Genomic DNA, 16,185 nt, shown 5'->3' with positions numbered 1-16,185 from the left:
GTGCGTAGCCGGGTCACAGGGCGGAGGACGCCTCGGGCACCGACTCCGTCTCCTGGTCGGCGGTCGGACGACCGGTGCCGTCCTGGCCGCGCCGTACGACGCCCAGAACGAGCCCCCAGACGAACACCAGCAGGACACCGAGCTCCAGGAGCAGGGCGGTGTCGCCGGAAGCGCTGATCAGGGTGGAGAAGTTGGCGATCGCCATGACCATGACGCCGAGCAGAAGCAGAACCGAGACGCTCGGCGCGATCAGCGTGTGCCACGGGCGGGTGTCCAGGCGAGTCCGCCGGAAGAAGACCACGATGGAGAGCGACATGAGGATGTACAGCACCAGCAGCGACAGCACAGCCACTCCCCCACCCCAGGTGAGCAGTGTCACCACCGGGTCCGCCCCGGCCAGGGCGAACGGCACGACCATGCAGAAGGCGAGCGCGGTCTGCACCAGGCCGGCGATGTGGGGCGCCCCGTGACGGTTGGTGTGCGACAGCCGGGTGGACAGGACCCCCGTGCCGCCGAGCGAGTGGAGGTAGCGGTTGATGGCGTTGTGGAAGGCGAGTATGCCCGCGAGCAGTGAGGAGGCCAGCAGGACGGCCATCGTGTCGGTGGCCCATGGGCCGAGGGTGTCGGTCACGGGCGCCAGTACCACCGCCGTGGATTCGCCGTTCTGCAGAGCGGCGCGGGCCGCGCCCGCCACGTTGTCCGCGCCGTGGTGACTGACCACCATCCAGGAGACGAAGCTGAAGAACACCGAGATCACGACGACGGACAGATAGGTCGCCCTCGGTACGGTGCGGGCGGGATCCTTGGCCTCCTCCGAGTAGATGGCCGCGGACTCGAAACCGATCATCGAGGCGATGGCGAAGGTCAGTGCCACTCCCGGCGCACCGGCGAAGAACGCGGAAGGCGCGAAACTGTCCGCGAGATTCAGTCCCTGTGGACCTCCGCCGGTCACGAACTCGTGGATCGCGAACGCCACCAGCAGCGAGCTTTCGGCCACGACCAGGACCGCCAGCAGCTTGGCGCCCAGCTCGATGTTGAGCGAGCCCAGGACCTGCACGACGAGCATCGTCCCCACGGCCCAGACCCACCATGGCAGGTCGAGGGAGAGGTGCTGCTGGAACAGATCCTTGACCACGACGCCGTACAGGCCGTACATGCCTGCCTGGGTCGCGCCGTAGCAGAGCAGGGCGCACTGCGACGCACCGACTCCGACGGTCCTGCCGAGCCCGCGTGACACGTAGGCGTAGAAGGCTCCCGCGTCCGTGACGTGCCGGCTCATGGTGATGAACCCGACGGCGAAGACGGCGATGACGGCGCCGACGACCAGGTACGCCGCCGGCGCTCCGCCGCCGTTGCCCAGGCCGAGCGGCACCGGCAACGTGCCCACGATCCCGGTGAGAGGGGCCTGCGCGGACAGGACGAAGAAGAGGATTCCGGTCACACCGACCGCACCACGTCGAAGGTGCGTGCGGTGTCCCGGATCGCGTGACTGCTGGGACAAAGGAACTCCTTGATGAGTGCGGACCGCGGCCCGGACGGGAAACGCCGCACGGGGAGGGGGCGCCCAGGCCGAGGTCGGCGCTTGGCCGAGTTCCCGTGTCGGCTCCTGGTGACCGCCGTCCGGATCTGTGGGGGACACTGTCCTGCGAACCGCGCCGCAGGAGGGTGCGCGGCCGTGCACGTGCTTTCGCCACTGCATGCACGGCAGCCCACCGGCACGCGCTCCGACGGCTCGTCCCTGAGGGCATGAATGTCCTACCGGACAAGGCGAGTTGACGGTACCGTTACGGTGCAGCACCGACCAGATGGAGCGCGTCCATGCGGACCGTCGTGACGACCGAGAACGTCTCCCCGGGCGAGCGCTTCGACTTCTGGGTCGACGAGATGTCCCGTCTGTTGTTCGCACCGCTGGACACCACGCGGACGACCACCGACGTCTTCCACGGCACGGCCGCCAGCGGCAGTGTCGGCACCCTGCAGCTGAGTTCACTGAGTGCGGGACCGTTACGCGTGCGCCGGACCGAGTCGCTGGCTGCCCGGCACGAAGAGGACTTCTACAAACTCAGCCTGCAGGTCTCGGGCACCGCGGTGATCGAGCAGGACGGGGTACACAGTCGGCTGACGCCGGGCGACCTGGCGCTGTGTGACACCTCGCGCCCGTACAGCTTCACCTACGAGAGTCGTTTCAGCACGGTGCTGGTGATGTTGCCACGCCCGCTGATCCCGCTGCGGCCGGAGACCCTGCGTGCCGTGACCGGGCAGAGGATCACTCCGGACAAGGGCGTCGGAGCGGTCGTGGCGCCCTTCCTGCGGTCGCTGACCGAGCAGAGCGCACACTGCTCGGGGCCCGAGGTGTCACGGCTGGCCGACGGGGCCGTGTCCCTGGTCACGGCTCTGCTGTGCGAGCGGCTCAACCGGACGACACCGGTGGCGCCCCATCTCGCGACCACGCTGCGCATCCGCGACTACATCGAACGCCATCTCGCCGACCCGGATCTCACGCCCGATGCCATCGCCGGTGCGCACGGAATCTCACGGCGTTATCTCTTCAAGCTGTTCGCGGAGGAGGAGATGACGGTCGCCGGCTGGATCCGCACCCGGCGGCTGGAGCACTGCGCCCGGGACCTGTCCGACCCTGCGACCAGGGATCAGCCGGTGGCCGCCATCGCCGCGCGCTGGGGACTCCTCGACAGTCGTCACTTCGCTCGCGTCTTCAAGGCGGCCTACGGCGAAACCCCCCGGGACTACCGGCGCCGGGCCAGCCTGGACCCGACGCCCGCGCCACCGACCCTGACCGGTGCCTGACCGCACAGCGCCCCTGCGAAACGGTTCGCGTCCGCCGCGGGAGCGTCGGGGACCGTGACGGTGCCACAGGCCTCACCGAACGACGCTCGACGAGTGGCCTGAGGACAGGTTTCTCCAATCCGTGCACACCGAGGTGGCCTGCCGTGCACGGACGTCGCCATGCGCGTCGCTCCGCGCAGGAAAGACCGCACCCGGGTCTGGACGGAGCACGTGCCGCCCGTTTTTTATCTACAGACGTTGAAAAAAAGCGGCAGTGGCAGTCGCTCCCCCGGAAGGAATGCGATGACCTCCCAGACCCAGCACCCCCTCGCGCCGCTCACGCCGAGTGAGATCACAGCAGCCCGCACGATCCTCGCCCAAGCCGGCCTGCTGGCCGACACCAGCCGCTTCGCCTACCTCGGCCTGGAGGAGCCGGAGAAGGACCGCCTGATGGCCCATGCCCCCGGCGACCCGGTCGACCGCCGCGTACGGGTCATGCTGCACGACACCGCGGGCGCTCCGGCCCATGACGTCGTGCTCTCCCTGACCCGCGGCGCCATCGACTCCGACCGGACTCTCGACGCCACCAAGGACGGTCAACTCCCCATCCTTGAGGAAGAGTTCGACCTGATCGAGGAGATCCTGGCCGCCGACGAGGAGTGGACGGCGGCGCTCAGGAGGCGCGGCCTCGACGGGTCGCTGGTGCGTGTCGCCCCGCTGTCCGCGGGGGTGTACGCGGACGAGTACCCCGACGAGTCCGGACGCCGCATCCTGCGCGGCCTCGCCTTCGTCCAGGAACACGCGAAGGACTACGCCTGGGGGCGTCCCGTCGACGGCCTCGTCGTCTACGTCGACGTGCTGAACAAGACCGTCGACCGGATCGTCGACACCGGCCCCGTTCCGCTTCCCGACGTGTCCGCCGACTTCGGCGACCCGGCCGTCACCGGCCCTCCACGCACCAGCCTGAAGCCCCTGGAGATCACCCAGCCCGAGGGCCCCAGCTTCGCCCTCGACGGCAACCTCCTGCGGTGGGAGAACTGGTCCCTGCGCATCGGCTTCGACGCCCGTGAGGGCCTGGTCCTCCACCAGATCGCCTTCCACGACCGGGACAAGGGGCGCGACCGCCCGATCATCCACCGCGCCTCGATCGCCGAGATGGTCGTCCCCTACGCCGACCCCTCGCCGGTTCGTTCCTGGCAGAACTACTTCGACACCGGCGAGTTCCTGATCGGCCGCATGGCGAACGCCCTCGAACTGGGCTGTGACTGCCTGGGCGAGATCACCTACCTGGACGCCGTCATCACCGACGAATCCGGTGCGCCGCGCACCCTCCCTCACGCGATCTGCCTGCACGAGGAGGACTACGGCATCCTCTGGAAACACACCGACCTGTGGACCGGCCGCGCCGAGACCCGCCGCCAACGACGCATGGTGCTCTCCTTCTTCACCACCATCGGCAACTACGACTACGGGTTCTACTGGTATCTCTACCTGGACGGCACCATCGAGTTCGAGGCCAAGGCCACGGGCATCGTCTTCCCCTCCGCCCACCCGGGAGGCGACTACCCCTACGCCGCCGAAATCGCTCCGGGACTCGGCGCCCCGTACCACCAGCACCTCTTCTGCGCCCGTCTGGACATGGCCGTCGACGGCTCGAAGAACCGGGTGGAGGAAGTCGACGTCGTACGGGTGCCGATGGGCCCGGACAACCCTCGGGGGAACGCTTTCACCCTGCGGCGCACGCCGCTGCGGACCGAGTCCGAGGCGCAGCGCTCAGCCGACATGAGCGTCGACCGTGTCTGGCACATATCCAACCCGGAATCGCTCAACTCCGTTGGTTCACCGGTCGGTTACACCCTGCATCCCGAGGGCAGGCCGACGCTGCTCGCCGATCCGGGCTCGTCCATCGCCGCCCGTGCCACCTTCGCGACCAGGCATCTGTGGGTCACCGCGTACGACCCCGCCGAGCGCTACCCCGCCGGCGACTTCGTCAACCAGCATCCCGGAGGCGCGGGCCTGCCCGCCTACACCGGCGCCGACCGGGCCCTCGACGGCCGGTCGCTCGTCGTGTGGCACACGTTCGGTCTCACGCACGCCCCGCGGCCCGAGGACTGGCCGATCATGCCCGTCGACCACACCGGCTTCAAGCTCAAGCCGACCGGATTCTTCGACCGCAATCCCACCCTGGACGTTCCTGCCCGGGTCGGCAGCTCCCATGGCTGCTGTGATGCATGAACTGCTCGCGGTGGCCGGCCTGGTGGCAGCCGCTGTCTGCCTGGCCGGTCACCTCCCCGGACCGGTACGCGGCTGGGGTCCGCACGCTGTCGTCACGCTGGTGATGGCGATCATGGTCGTACCGGCCGGACGATCAGGTGAGGTACTCCTGATCGGCGCAGTCGCCGCGGCGATGGCCTGTGTGTGGCGTGCGTGCGCCGGGTGCCCAGGGCGCGGCAGAGCGGCCGAGACGGCCGACCTCGCCGCGATGGCACTTCTGACGGCGACCACCTCACTCATGGGAACGGCCATGGGACACCACAATGCGGGTGCGGGTGCCGGGACGGGCGGCCTGGCGCCGCTCGTGGCCGGTTGCTGGGCGGTCACGCGGGCCGGGGGAATCATGTTCGCCCAACTGCGGGGACAGCACGGCCACATGGGTCGGCCCCAGGACGTCGGGGCCCTCCTCATGGTCGCGACGATGACCGCCATGGCATGGTGAACCGGCGTCGAAGGGAGCCGCCCCCGTCACCGGAAGGGAGAACCCACGCTCATGCCGAAGATCGTCGACCATGACGCACGCCGTCGTGAGATCGTCGCGGCGGTCTGGGCGCTGATCGCCCGCAGCGGGCTCGACGGCGTCACCATGCGCGATCTCGCCGCCGAAGCGGGGTACTCCAACGGTGCCCTCGCACCCTACTTCCGTGACAAGGACGAGATCCTGCGGGCGGCCTTCCAGTACGCCGTCGAGTGCACCGACGCCCGTGCCCGGCAGGCCATCGGTGACGCCACCGGCCTCGTCGCGCTGCGCCGCCTGTGCCACGAGATCATGCCGCTCGACGAGACACGGCTGCTGGAGGCCCGGGTGGTCGTCGCCTTCTGGGGCCGGGCCCTGCACGACCCGCGGATGGCGGCCGTCCACGCGAGCGCCCTGGACGAGTGGCGGCAACGGATGACCGGATGCCTGGCACAGGCCCGGGCGGCCGGCGAGGTCGCGGGTGGCGTGCCGGACGAGCAGAGCGCCGACACCCTGCTCGCCGCCCTGGCCGGCTTTCAGGTCAACGCACTGCTCATCCCGCACGCCACCACGCCGGCCCGCCAACGGGCCGCGCTCGAAGGCCTGTTGGCGTCCCTGTAGGCGCTGTCGGCGTACGGCCGGTATCGCCGGCGCCGCCCTCGTGGTGGTCGGGGGGCCTCGACGCCCGCCCCCACTGTCATACGGTCCGACCCGACGCTCAACGGGGGTGCCAGATGTCGTCCGGGCGCGCGCCGGCGAGCGTCGGTGCGGTGGCCAGTCGGCATCGGTGCCGAAGAGGAAGGGCGACTCCACGCAGGTGCGTGGCGCCGAAGGGTGAGTCGGGGGCGGCGTTGTCGAACCGGTGGGCGGGGACGCGGGCGACGGCCCCGGACCGACCGTCGTCGTGCCACTTCATCCGCAGGCCGACCACGACGATGCCCACCAGCAGACCCCAGCACAGCAGCACACCCGTACTGACTCCGCAGTCGCCGAAGCACAGCGGATCGGGCATCATGCCGTGGCCAGGAGCTGAGTGGCGGCCAGCTGTGCGTACAGCCGGTCCTGGGACACCAGTTCCTCATGGGTGCCCACGGACCGTACGCGTCCGGCGTCCATCACGACGATCCGGTCGGCGTTCGTCACCGTCGACAGGCGGTGGGCCACCACCAGCACGGTGGTCTCACGGGCCGCCTCCGCGACGACGTCCCGCAGCGCCAACTCGTTGACGGCGTCGAGCTGCGAGGTCGCCTCGTCCATGAGCAGCAGCCGGGGCCGCCTCAGCAGCGCACGGGCGATCGCGATGCGCTGCCGCTCGCCGCCCGACAGCTGGGAACCGCGGTGTCCCACCTCCGTCTCCAGGCCGTCGGGCAGGCGGTCGACGAGGCCGTCCAGCTTCGCCCGGACCAGGACGTCGCGGATGTCGTCGTCCGTCACGTCGGGCGCCGCGAAGACCAGGTTCTCGCGGAGCGTGCCGGCCAGCACAGGAGCGTCCTGTTCCACGTATCCGATGGCGGACCGCAGTCGGGGCAGTGACCAGTCCCGTATGTCCTCGCCGTCGACCAGGATGCGGCCGCCGGTCGTCTCGTAGAACCGCTCCAGGAGGGCGAAGATCGTCGACTTGCCGGCGCCCGAGGGACCGACGAAGGCGGTCGTCCCGGCACCCGGCGCCTCGAAACTCACCTGGTGATGGACGTACGGCAGGTCCGGACGGTAGCGGAAGGACACGTCCTCGAAGCGCACCGACGCCGGCCCCGACACCGTCAACTCGTCGGACGGGGCGGACCGCTCCACCTCAGGCTCGGTCGACAGTCGCTCCGCCTCGGTGATCCGGGAGATCGCGGCCGACCCCTCCTGGTACTGGGACACGGCGTCCACCAGCTGTGACACCGGATCGATCAGGTAGAAGAGGTACAGCAGGAAGGCCATGAGAGTGGACACGGGGATGTCCCCGGACGCCACCCGTGCCCCGCCGACGCCGAGCACCGCGAGGAACGACAGCTGTACGGCGAGGCCGACCGACGATTCCGCCAGGGACTCCCACTTCGCGCTCTTCACACCGTGCCGCCACGCCCGTCGTGCCGCCGCCTCCACCCGGGCGGTCTCCCGCTCCTCCGCGCCGGACGCCTTGACCGTACGGAACGCCCCGAAGACCCGCTCCAGCACGGTGGAGATCTCCCCCACCGCCTCCTGCGAACGCTCGGTGGCCCGTGCGATCCGGGGCATCACCAGGGCGACGGCCGCGCCGATCAGCACCATCACGCCGAGCGTCACACCGAGCAGTACGGCGTCCAGGACCGCCATCAGCACGATGGCCGCGACGAAGGCGACGGTACCGGTGGCCGCGGAGACGACCGCCCGGGTGGTGACCGCGCGCAGCAGCGTCGTGTCGGAGGTGACCCGGGACATCAGGTCGCCCGGCGGGATCCGTCCCACCTCCGCGAGCCGCAGTCGCAGCAGCCGCCCGATGAGGCTGCGCCGCGCGGCCAGGACGACCGACTCCGCCGTCCGTTCGAGCAGGTACACGCCCAGCGCCTCGACCGCCGTGCTCAGCACCACCAGCGCGGTGAGGGACAGCAGGATGACGGTGATGGTCTGACCGGACGCCAGCCTGTCCAGCAGCACCTTGGTGGCCAGTGGGCTGGAGCAGCCCGCCCGCCGCTCCGGCGAGCGCCAGGAGGAGACCGAGGGCGACGACCCACCGGTGCGGCCGGACGTGCGCGTACAGCGCCTTGAACGTCTCCCGCGAGGACAGAGACACAGCGCCCTTCGTCTCGGGGTCCAACGCGGTAGTCACGGGGTTCCTCTCTCTTCTACGGTCTGCCCAGCACCGCATCGGCGGTTCTGAGCACCAGGTCGTGATCGCTCGTCAGCTGGGGGCGCAGCCACAGCCCGCCGGCGGGTCCCGAGCGGCGGACGCCCGGGAACACGCTGATGTCCCGGCGGTCGACGAGGTCACCGGTCACCATCGCCAGCCGGATCTCCGGTCCGCCGTACGCGCTCAGGCACAGGTCCCACAGCGCCTCCCCTCCGGGGTGGCGTTCCGCCATCGCGTCGACCGGCAGGGCGACATGGAAGCCGCCGTGCCGGTCGACGGGGCAAGGAACGTCGACGAGGCGTCCGCTGTCCGCCCGGTGACGGGCCAGGAAGCGGTAGCGGTGAGCCCGCGCCGTCCTTCCGTGGAGCGCACCCGTCAACCGGATCGCCTCCTTGTCGACGTCGACCGAGGACACCTCGGCGTGCGCCGGCCGGAGCCAGGTGCGTACGGCGAGTCCTCCGTCCTCGGTCGCGTACGGGATCCATGTCCGCCCTCCCCCGTCCGCCGGCCGGAGGGACGCCGCATCCAGGAGGCGCGCCGTCTCGACGAGGCCGGCCCGGACCGGGCGCGACCTGCTGCTGTCCCCGCGTCGCAGGAGCACACGCCAGTCGGCCTCGGCGAGTTCCCAATGACGTGTGTCGAGAACGGCCCGCACGTTCCCGTCGCCCGCCGAACCGGACGGTTCGAGCGGAATCCGCGCAGCGTCGGCGACGGTCCCGTCGCGAGGCTCCAGGACCAGATTCCAGTCACCGAACGGCAGTTGACGCGCCGGCAGCTCGAAGGCGAGCGAGCCTCCCGGCAACACCCGGCAGCTGACCGAGACCGGCCGACCGGGTAGGGCGACGCCCAGGGTGGACAGCCGGGTTCGCCATCCCGACCCGGCCGCGGCCCGCGACGACCGATGGCCGTGCCTCGGCCGAAGCGCGGCGAAAAACGCTTCGTACTGCGCGGCGATGTGCTCGGGCCTGAAGCGCTCGGAGTTGCGCAGAGCGGCCCCGGCCATCCGCCCGCGCTCGTCCCCGTTCTCGATCAGGCGACAGAGGGCGTCGGCGAGCGCGTCCTCGACCGGCCCGTGGTCCGGGACCAGCAGGCCGTCCTCGCCATGCGTGATGATCTCGCGAGGCGCGTGGTCGCAGTCGGCGCTCACCACGGGCAGCCCACAGCTCATGGCCTCCACCACCGACATCCCGGACGGTTCCAGGCTGCTGGACGTCACGGCGAGCGCGCCCTTGGCCCACTCCGGTGCCATGGGCGTGCGGGCGCCCATCAGCAGGACGTTGTTGTGCAGGCCGAGCTCTTCGATGCGGCGCCGCAGCCGTGTCCGCTCCCGGCCCCGGCCGTAGATCCGCAGACTCCAGTCCGGATGCACGGCCGCGACCTTGGCGAACGCGCCCACCAGACGGTCGTGGCGCTTCATCGGTGTCAGCCGCCCGGCGGCCAGCACGACCCTCGACTCGCCGGTGGAGAGCTCGGTGGCGGGGGCGGGGCAGCAGACCGGGATGCTCGTCGTCCGTGTCCGGGCGCCGGTGAGCGCCGCACGGTGGGCGCGCTCGTCGGCCTCGGTGAGGGACACATGGGCGTCGAGGCGGGAGACGGCCGCGTCCAGATCCCTCAGCAGCGTGGTCCCGTGCGCGTTGCGGCCGGCGTGCTCCTGGCCGACGCGCAGATAGTCGGTGCGGCCGTGCTCGGCCAGGAAACAGACGAGGTAGGGGCGGGTGGCGATCACCACGTCGGCGTCCGTGCTCCGCAGGTACGCGGACAGACGGGTCTCGCCGAGCCTGCTGGGCGGGGTCCAGCCGGCGTGGACGGGATCGTGCGGGCACACGATTCCGGGCGATCGCAGATCCGCCTCCTCGACCGCAGTCCGCCGGGCGGCGGGTCGCAGGTCCACCAGCGCCCGCGTCCTCACGCCGTCCGGCTCACCGAGCGGCATCCGGTCGGCGGTCCGGTAGGAGGAGACGACCTCCACCTCGTGGCGTGCCGCGAGTGCGGCGGCGAGAGACGTCGTGGCGCGGACGGTGTCGCCGTCGGTGTAGGCGTCGTGCAACAGAAAGGTGATCTTCACGGGTTTCGTCATTCGCTCGGTGGGTCGCTTCCGCGAGGACCACGGCATCGCGAAAGGTCGTCACGGTGTACAGACGGAAGAGGCGCCGGCCTCAGGCACGCACGGTGGTCGCCCACCCGGTGCCGCGGCCGTGGTGCTCACTGTGTTCATGGACGGACTCCTCGTGGTTCTCGACCTGCACGTCCATCCCATCTCGTGGTGTTCGCACACTCACTCCGCCGACCAGCGGGGCCACCCCCGCCGACAGGCCGGACTCCCACCATCCGCAAGTCGGACCCGGGTACGGATCACGGCGCCCCGGACCGGATCGTTCTACGAGGGCGTGACCGGGCTCACCGTCCCCAGGCTGAGCCTGATCCGGTTTCACTCACGCAGCGAGCGCCGGGCGTTCCTCCGCGGTATCGGCGGCGCCTACGGCGAGGTGAACCGAAAGGCGGTCTACGAGCCGTTCGGCAAAGAGACCACCGGAATCTCGAACGGGCCATGTTCCTCTCGGCGTTCGCCGCCCTGCACGATCCCGCCTCCTGACATAGCGGCGCCCCCCGCGATATTCGAGTGCAGGTACGGGAGGGCTGCGTAGGGTGACGAGCGTGGACCCAGCTGACTTCTACACCGGCATCGTCGCGGAGATCTACGGACCGCTGAAGTCCGTCTCCCAGGATCCCGAGCCCTACGCAGCCTTCATTCAGCAAATTGGGGGGCCGGCGCTGGAGTTGGGGTGCGGAGACGGTGATCCTCTGCTCGAACTGCGCCGACGCGGCCTGGAGGTCGACGGCGTCGACTCCTCCTCGGACATGCTGGAGCGTCTCCGGCGCCGGGCAGACGAACAAGGCATCCGTGTCACCGTGTTCCACCAGCGTATGGAGGCGTTGAACCTGCCCCGCCGCTACCGGACGGTCTTCCTCGCCGGGCCGACCTTCACCCTGCTTCCCGACGACACCACGGCGCTCGCCGCCCTGCGCGGCATCCGCGCTCACCTGGCTGAGGGCGGCACCGCCCTGGTGCCCTTGTTCACCCCCGCGCCGACTTCAGCCGATCAGATCGGCCGGGTGCGTACGGCCGCCGCACCCGACGGCGCCGAGCTTCGGGTGTCCGCAGTCGCCGAGCAACGCGACGAGACGACTCGGACACAGACGACGCTTCTACGCTACGAACGGCACCACGGCTCAGACAGCACAGTCGTAGAGCGCCCCTGGCTCATGCACTGGTACTCCCAGGACCAGTTCGAGAAGCTGGCCGCGACCGCCGGCCTGGCCGTGACCGCGGTCACCGATCAGGACGGCGAGCCCGCCCCTGCCAACGACACCGACCTGCTGCACTTCCGACTCCAAGCCATGTGACTGAAGGTCGTCGGCGGGCGCCGGTCGACCGGCCGCCGGGTGGCGTGCCCGCGGAGCCGTCCGTCGGGCGGCTCCGCGTACGGCGCGCCTGGTTCAATCGGTGATGTACCAATCGTCCTTGAGGTACTCCAGGGTGTAGCTGCCGAGGTCGCTCTCGGAGAAGGCGGCGGAGGACCTCACCGCTTCGACTGGCATCTCGATCTTGTCGGGCGTGCGTACGATGATGCGCTGCGGGTCGACCGTCGCGGTTTGCAGGGCCTTCTTCTGCGCGGGGGAGATCATCTGGAACACGACGGCGTACGTCGACGTGCACGGGCCGAGCCCTTGGTCCTGTGCCTTCTTCGCGGCAGGCCCGGCCACTTCGCAGATCGTGTCGATGTCCTCATGGCCCAGGGCGTGGAGGTACTGCTCGTACCGCTGGATCGCGCCCTCCTTCGTCCTGGGCGCGGGCTGGTCGCCGGTCGGCTCGGCCGACGGCTTCTTGGTCCGAGCTGACACGGACGGCGTGGCCGACGGCTCTTCGGCCCGTGTGGACGCGGACGGCTGCGAAGACTTCACGTCCGTGTCCTCCTTCGTTTTCTCCGGACCGCACGCGCACGCCATCAGCGCCACACAGGCCGATACCGCCACGCTCGCCATCGTCCGCGCCCTCATTCGATCCCCTCATCACCAGCCGACGACACGTCAAGAGGTCACGCAGGATCCGGCGCAACGGTTCCGAGAAGGTCACTGCCCCGCCGCGCCGGGGACCGGCAAGACAGTGTGTCGGGCCCGGGCTGGGCGGAGGCCGGGCCCGACACCTGCGGTGCAGGTCTGATGGGCCCGGGCTTACCAGCGGCGCCCGGCGCCAGGACTCCTGCAGCTCCACCTCGTGCAGGCGGTCGCCGTCAGGGTTGTCGAGCGCATCGGTGAGGGTCTGTCAGTCCGGGCGCCCCAGAGGCTTCAGCTCGGTGACGACCACGGGCACGGCCTGGTGATGGTTGACGGCCCTGGATGCAGGTGGGCGTGGGCGAAGGGCAGCCGGCGGGCCTCGCAATGGAAGCCCAGCATCGCCTGGGCCACGGCACGGGTCACCAGTTACGCGTCGGTCAGCAGGGGCGGCCGTCCACGCCACCGCGAGGTCCTCAAGCGGTCAAGAGGGTGTCTGACTCGGTCGTCACAACCCGATGTTGGACACCCTCCCTACGTCTGCCTGTCAGGAAACGAGGCGACAGCCGCACATGCAGGTACTACCGTCGACGCGTGTACGAAGAATCTACTTCTCTGGCGTGGCGGCCGCTTGCCGTCGAGGACGCCAAGGCGTCGGCCGACCTCCTCAACGCGATCGAGACCGTTGACAAGATCGGCGAGAACTACAATGAGGAGGACACTCTCCAGGAACTGATCGACCCTTACGCAGACCTGGAGCGAGCGAGCCTCGCCGCCTTCGACGGCGACGTGATGGTCGGCTACATGAAGGTCCGCTACAAGCCGTCCGCGGAAGAGGTCCATCGGGTCCTCTTGGACGGCGGGGTCCACCCTGGGTACCGCCGCCGGGGTGTCGGCACCCGGCTCGTGGAAGCGGGAGTGGCGGCGGCGAAGGTGCTGCACGCATTGCATCACCCGACGCTCAGGCTCGTGGTCGACGTCCATAAGGGCGAGCACATCGCCGGCGTGGCGGAACTTCTCCGCTCCCAGGGCTTCGCCCCGTTCCGCTATTTCCAGCGCATGGAGCACCTGCTGGGAGACGCGCTCGGCGACGCGGCGATCCCCGACGGGTTGCAGGTCGAACCGTGGTCGGAGCGGAACGACGAGGATTTCCGGTTGATCCGGAATGAGGCGTTCAAGGACCACTGGGGTTCGACGCCGATGCCCGTGGACATGTGGAAGAACAAGATCACCAACCAGACGTTCAGGCCCGAGGTCAGCTTCCTGCTCCGGGATGTGGCGAACGGTGCTCCGGCGGGCATGCTGGTGACCATGAACTGGGAGGCCGATACGGTGGCCACCGGCATCCGCGACGCGCACTTCATGCTCATTGGAACGCTCCGGGACTACCGGAAGCGGGGGGTTGCCAGCGCGCTGATCAGACACGCGCTGCGGGCCGCCGCCGACCAGGACTACGACCGCGCCGTCTTGAGCGTGGACTCGGCGAACCCCTCCAGGGCGTTCGGAGTCTTCGAGAAGGCCGGCTTCATGCCGAAGATGCGGTATGTGCGCTGGGCGCTTGAGGTCTGACGGGCAGCAACTGTCGTTGACTGCCTTCCGGACGAGTGGTGCCGACGCGAACATCCTCCCGCTGCCGTGGCCGGCCGATGTCGCGCAGGGTGTTTCGGATCAGTGAGCACCCGCATCGTCGTCGACAGCGCCCCCTTGATCGACTGAGAGGGATTGCCTTCCCTCCCGAGCACTCCCGGACCGCGGCAGCCGGTCCGGGAGCAGCAGTCGTTCTTCCCCGGGCGCTGCACAGCTTGCCGCACGGGACGGACGTATCAGCTTGGCGCCGCCGGCGGCCGAGAATGTCCGGGAACCGACTCGATCACGTGGACCCGGTGCTCGTACGAGCGTGCGACCACGCCCTGCGGCCCCCGTCCGGCGCCGGGTCGGCCGGTCCGGGCAGCCCGGTGGGACCGGCTTCCGGGACCGGGCCTCCGAGGGCCGACTCGGTGCTCTCGCCGAGGAAGCCGCCCGACTGGTGCTGCCACAGCTTGGCGTAGGCACCCTCCGCCGCGAGCAGTTCCTCGTGGGTGCCCTGCTCGACGACACTTCCGCGGTCGAGGACGACGAGACGGTCCATGCCGGCGACGGTGCTCAGGCGGTGGGCGACCACGAGAGCCGTACGTCCCTCCATCAACCGCCACAGGGCGTCCTGGACGAGGATCTCGCTCTCCGAGTCCAGCGCGCTGGTCGCCTCGTCGAGCAGCAGGATCGGGGCGTCGCGCAGGATGGCCCTGGCGAGGGCGACGCGCTGGCGCTGGCCACCCGAGAGTTTGACTCCCCGCTCCCCCACCAGAGTGGCGAAGCCGTCAGGGAGTTGGTCGGCGAACTCCGTGACGTGCGCGGCCGCGGCCGCCGTGCGGATCTCCTCGTCGGTTGCGCCGGGCCGGGCGAAGGCGATGTTGTCCCGCAGGCTGCGGTGAAACATGGCAGGTTCCTGTGGGACGTAGGCGATCAGTGAGCGCAGGTCGGTCTGGCGCAGCCGACTGACGTCCTGACCACCGATCAGGATGCGTCCGTCGTCGATGTCCGACATCCGCAGCAGGAGCCGGGTGAGCGTGGTCTTGCCGCCGCCGGACCTGCCGACCAGACCGATCCGTGCGCCCGCGGGCACATCCAGGTCGAGTCCCTGGAAAATCGGCTTCGCACCCGTGTGGGCGAAGGTCACCGCCTCGAAGCGGATGCCTGTGTCCCGCGGTGCGAGCGGTTCGGGTTTCGTCGGGTCGAGCACGGTGGGCGGATCCAGCAGCAGCTCCGTGAACTGCGCGGCCTCGGTCATCGAGCCTTCCAGACGCCGGTAGATCTGGTTGAACTCGAACATGATCTGTGTGGCATTGGAGTAGTAGGTGAAAGCGACGACGATCTCCTCGACTCCCTGGCCCGACCCACCGAAGGCGATGGCGACGAACAGACCCAGCACGTTGGTCAGCACGGACATGGGGGCGATCAGGGTGTCGACGCGCAGATTGCCGTAGTCCCACGACCTCAGTGTCAGGCGCCGGGAGTCCGCGACACGGCTGCGGTGTTCGTCGGCCTCCCGCCGCTCGGCCGCGAACGCCCGGATGGTCTCCATGTTCATGAGGCTGTCGGCGACGTGACCGGAGACCCGGGCGATCGCCGCCTCACGGTCGTTGACGAGCCTTTGTCGACGACGGATCAGAGGCGTCGCGGCCACCACGGTCAGCGCGATCATCACAAGAAGGCCGGCGACAAGCATCGGTTCGTAGCTCCACAGCACCACGGCACCGAACCCCAGGGGGACGAGACTGCCCACGATCCGGTATGTCACTGTGTCGACGAAGTCCTCGAAGCGCTTACCGAAGCTGAGCACCCGTTTGGTCAGGGAGCCGGCGAAGTTGTCGTGGAAGAATGCCGCGTCCTTGGCGAGGAGTTCGTCCATGCCGCTCACGTACAGGTGTTCCATGCCGAGGGCGTCCACGCGGTTCAGGCAGTGCTGCCCGATCCGCCACACGGCCTCGGCGAGCAGCAGCGTCACACCGAAGCCCAGCACGTACGGCAGCGCCGAGCTGAGGGTGAGACCGCCGCCGTCGGCGGCCTGTCCTGCCAGTTTGGCGATCAGTAGGGGGGCGACGTAGCGGATGCCGATGTTGCCCACGGCCGGCAACAGCAGCGCGGGCAGGGCCAGCCGTCGTAGTCGCAGCAGTTCCCGGCCGTAGCGGCGCAGCGCCAGAACGACCGCGCTCCTACCCGGCGTGGGCCCTCGCGTATCTGTTGTCCCCATCACACTCCCGGA

General features: G+C 69.7%; 11 protein-coding genes and 2 pseudogenes. 6 read left to right on the top strand and 7 right to left on the bottom strand.

The genetic code is table 11. The annotated features are described in order from the left end of the window. Positions 1–13 precede the first annotated feature (13 nt). The gene (locus tag CES90_RS37010) at positions 14–1,441 is read right to left on the bottom strand and encodes an APC family permease (RefSeq protein ID WP_232791352.1); all 1,428 of its coding nucleotides are present in this window, start codon (positions 1,439–1,441) and stop codon (positions 14–16) included. Between the two features lie 377 nt (positions 1,442–1,818). Here CES90_RS37010 and CES90_RS37005 point away from each other — a divergent pair, with 377 nt between their 5' ends. The 4 genes from CES90_RS37005 to CES90_RS36990 all read left to right on the top strand — a co-directional run bounded on the left by CES90_RS37005 (position 1,819) and on the right by CES90_RS36990 (position 6,136). After that, positions 1,819–2,805: an AraC-like ligand-binding domain-containing protein gene (locus CES90_RS37005; RefSeq protein ID WP_208921515.1), complete on the top strand. Its 987-nt coding sequence runs from the start codon at positions 1,819–1,821 to the stop codon at positions 2,803–2,805. A 282-nt stretch (positions 2,806–3,087) separates the two neighbouring features. Next, a complete protein-coding gene (locus CES90_RS37000) occupies positions 3,088–5,019 on the top strand; it encodes a primary-amine oxidase (RefSeq protein ID WP_208921514.1) in 1,932 nt (643 codons plus the stop codon). Next, on the top strand, positions 5,000–5,500 hold the full coding sequence (locus CES90_RS36995; RefSeq protein WP_208921513.1) for a hypothetical protein: 501 nt from the start codon (positions 5,000–5,002) through the stop codon (positions 5,498–5,500). Before CES90_RS37000 ends, CES90_RS36995 begins: the two co-directional genes overlap by 20 nt. 51 nt (positions 5,501–5,551) lie before the next feature. Next, positions 5,552–6,136 (top strand): TetR/AcrR family transcriptional regulator, encoded by a 585-nt coding sequence (locus CES90_RS36990; protein ID WP_208921512.1) that lies wholly within the window; start codon positions 5,552–5,554, stop codon positions 6,134–6,136. A gap of 97 nt (positions 6,137–6,233) precedes the next feature. On the opposite strand, the gene CES90_RS36985 is transcribed toward CES90_RS36990, so the two are convergent. The 3 genes and pseudogenes from CES90_RS36985 to CES90_RS36975 all read right to left on the bottom strand — a co-directional run bounded on the left by CES90_RS36985 (position 6,234) and on the right by CES90_RS36975 (position 10,395). Next, positions 6,234–6,530: a hypothetical protein gene (locus tag CES90_RS36985; protein ID WP_208921511.1), complete on the bottom strand. Its 297-nt coding sequence runs from the start codon at positions 6,528–6,530 to the stop codon at positions 6,234–6,236. Next, positions 6,527–8,309: pseudogene (locus CES90_RS36980) on the bottom strand (ABC transporter ATP-binding protein). Before CES90_RS36980 ends, CES90_RS36985 begins: the two are co-directional and overlap by 4 nt. 16 nt (positions 8,310–8,325) lie before the next feature. Continuing rightward, the gene (locus CES90_RS36975) at positions 8,326–10,395 is read right to left on the bottom strand and encodes a glycosyltransferase (RefSeq protein WP_208921510.1); all 2,070 of its coding nucleotides are present in this window, start codon (positions 10,393–10,395) and stop codon (positions 8,326–8,328) included. A gap of 590 nt (positions 10,396–10,985) precedes the next feature. Between CES90_RS36975 and CES90_RS36970 the strand changes: the two genes are divergently transcribed. After that, complete coding sequence (locus CES90_RS36970) at positions 10,986–11,735, top strand: class I SAM-dependent methyltransferase (RefSeq protein WP_208921509.1); 750 nt, start codon at positions 10,986–10,988, stop codon at positions 11,733–11,735. A 93-nt stretch (positions 11,736–11,828) separates the two neighbouring features. Here the strand turns inward: CES90_RS36970 and CES90_RS36965 are convergent, their stop codons facing one another. Then, a complete protein-coding gene (locus tag CES90_RS36965; protein WP_208921508.1) occupies positions 11,829–12,293 on the bottom strand; it encodes a hypothetical protein in 465 nt (154 codons plus the stop codon). A 438-nt stretch (positions 12,294–12,731) separates the two neighbouring features. Beyond that, positions 12,732–12,863, bottom strand: a pseudogene (locus tag CES90_RS52485) (IS982 family transposase); the annotation flags it as partial. A 114-nt stretch (positions 12,864–12,977) separates the two neighbouring features. Here CES90_RS52485 and CES90_RS36960 point away from each other — a divergent pair. Further along, positions 12,978–13,952, top strand: a complete 975-nt coding sequence (locus tag CES90_RS36960; RefSeq protein ID WP_208921507.1) for a GNAT family N-acetyltransferase — start codon at positions 12,978–12,980, stop codon at positions 13,950–13,952. Positions 13,953–14,253: 301 nt separating this feature from the next. On the opposite strand, the gene CES90_RS36955 is transcribed toward CES90_RS36960, so the two are convergent. Next, positions 14,254–16,173, bottom strand: a complete 1,920-nt coding sequence (locus CES90_RS36955) for an ABC transporter ATP-binding protein (protein ID WP_208921506.1) — start codon at positions 16,171–16,173, stop codon at positions 14,254–14,256. Positions 16,174–16,185 lie beyond the last annotated feature (12 nt).

Origin of the sequence: Streptomyces capitiformicae, from assembly GCF_002214185.1 — a bacterium.
GTDB lineage: Bacteria > Actinomycetota > Actinomycetes > Streptomycetales > Streptomycetaceae > Streptomyces > Streptomyces capitiformicae.
Note: the sequence above shows the minus strand (reverse complement) of the source record. Positions and strands in the feature narration are given on the sequence as shown.

What these genes read in the sequence shown, in the direction of transcription:
- CES90_RS36990 (WP_208921512.1), top strand. Translation starts at nt 5,552, where the DNA reads ATGCCGAAGATCGTCGACCATGACGCACGCCGTCGTGAGATCGTCGCG.
- CES90_RS37005 (WP_208921515.1), top strand. Translation starts at nt 1,819, where the DNA reads ATGCGGACCGTCGTGACGACCGAGAACGTCTCCCCGGGCGAGCGCTTC.
- CES90_RS37000 (WP_208921514.1), top strand. Translation starts at nt 3,088, where the DNA reads ATGACCTCCCAGACCCAGCACCCCCTCGCGCCGCTCACGCCGAGTGAG.
- CES90_RS36985 (WP_208921511.1), bottom strand. Translation starts at nt 6,530, where the DNA reads ATGATGCCCGATCCGCTGTGCTTCGGCGACTGCGGAGTCAGTACGGGT.
- CES90_RS36955 (WP_208921506.1), bottom strand. Translation starts at nt 16,173, where the DNA reads ATGGGGACAACAGATACGCGAGGGCCCACGCCGGGTAGGAGCGCGGTC.
- CES90_RS36995 (WP_208921513.1), top strand. Translation starts at nt 5,000, where the DNA reads ATGGCTGCTGTGATGCATGAACTGCTCGCGGTGGCCGGCCTGGTGGCA.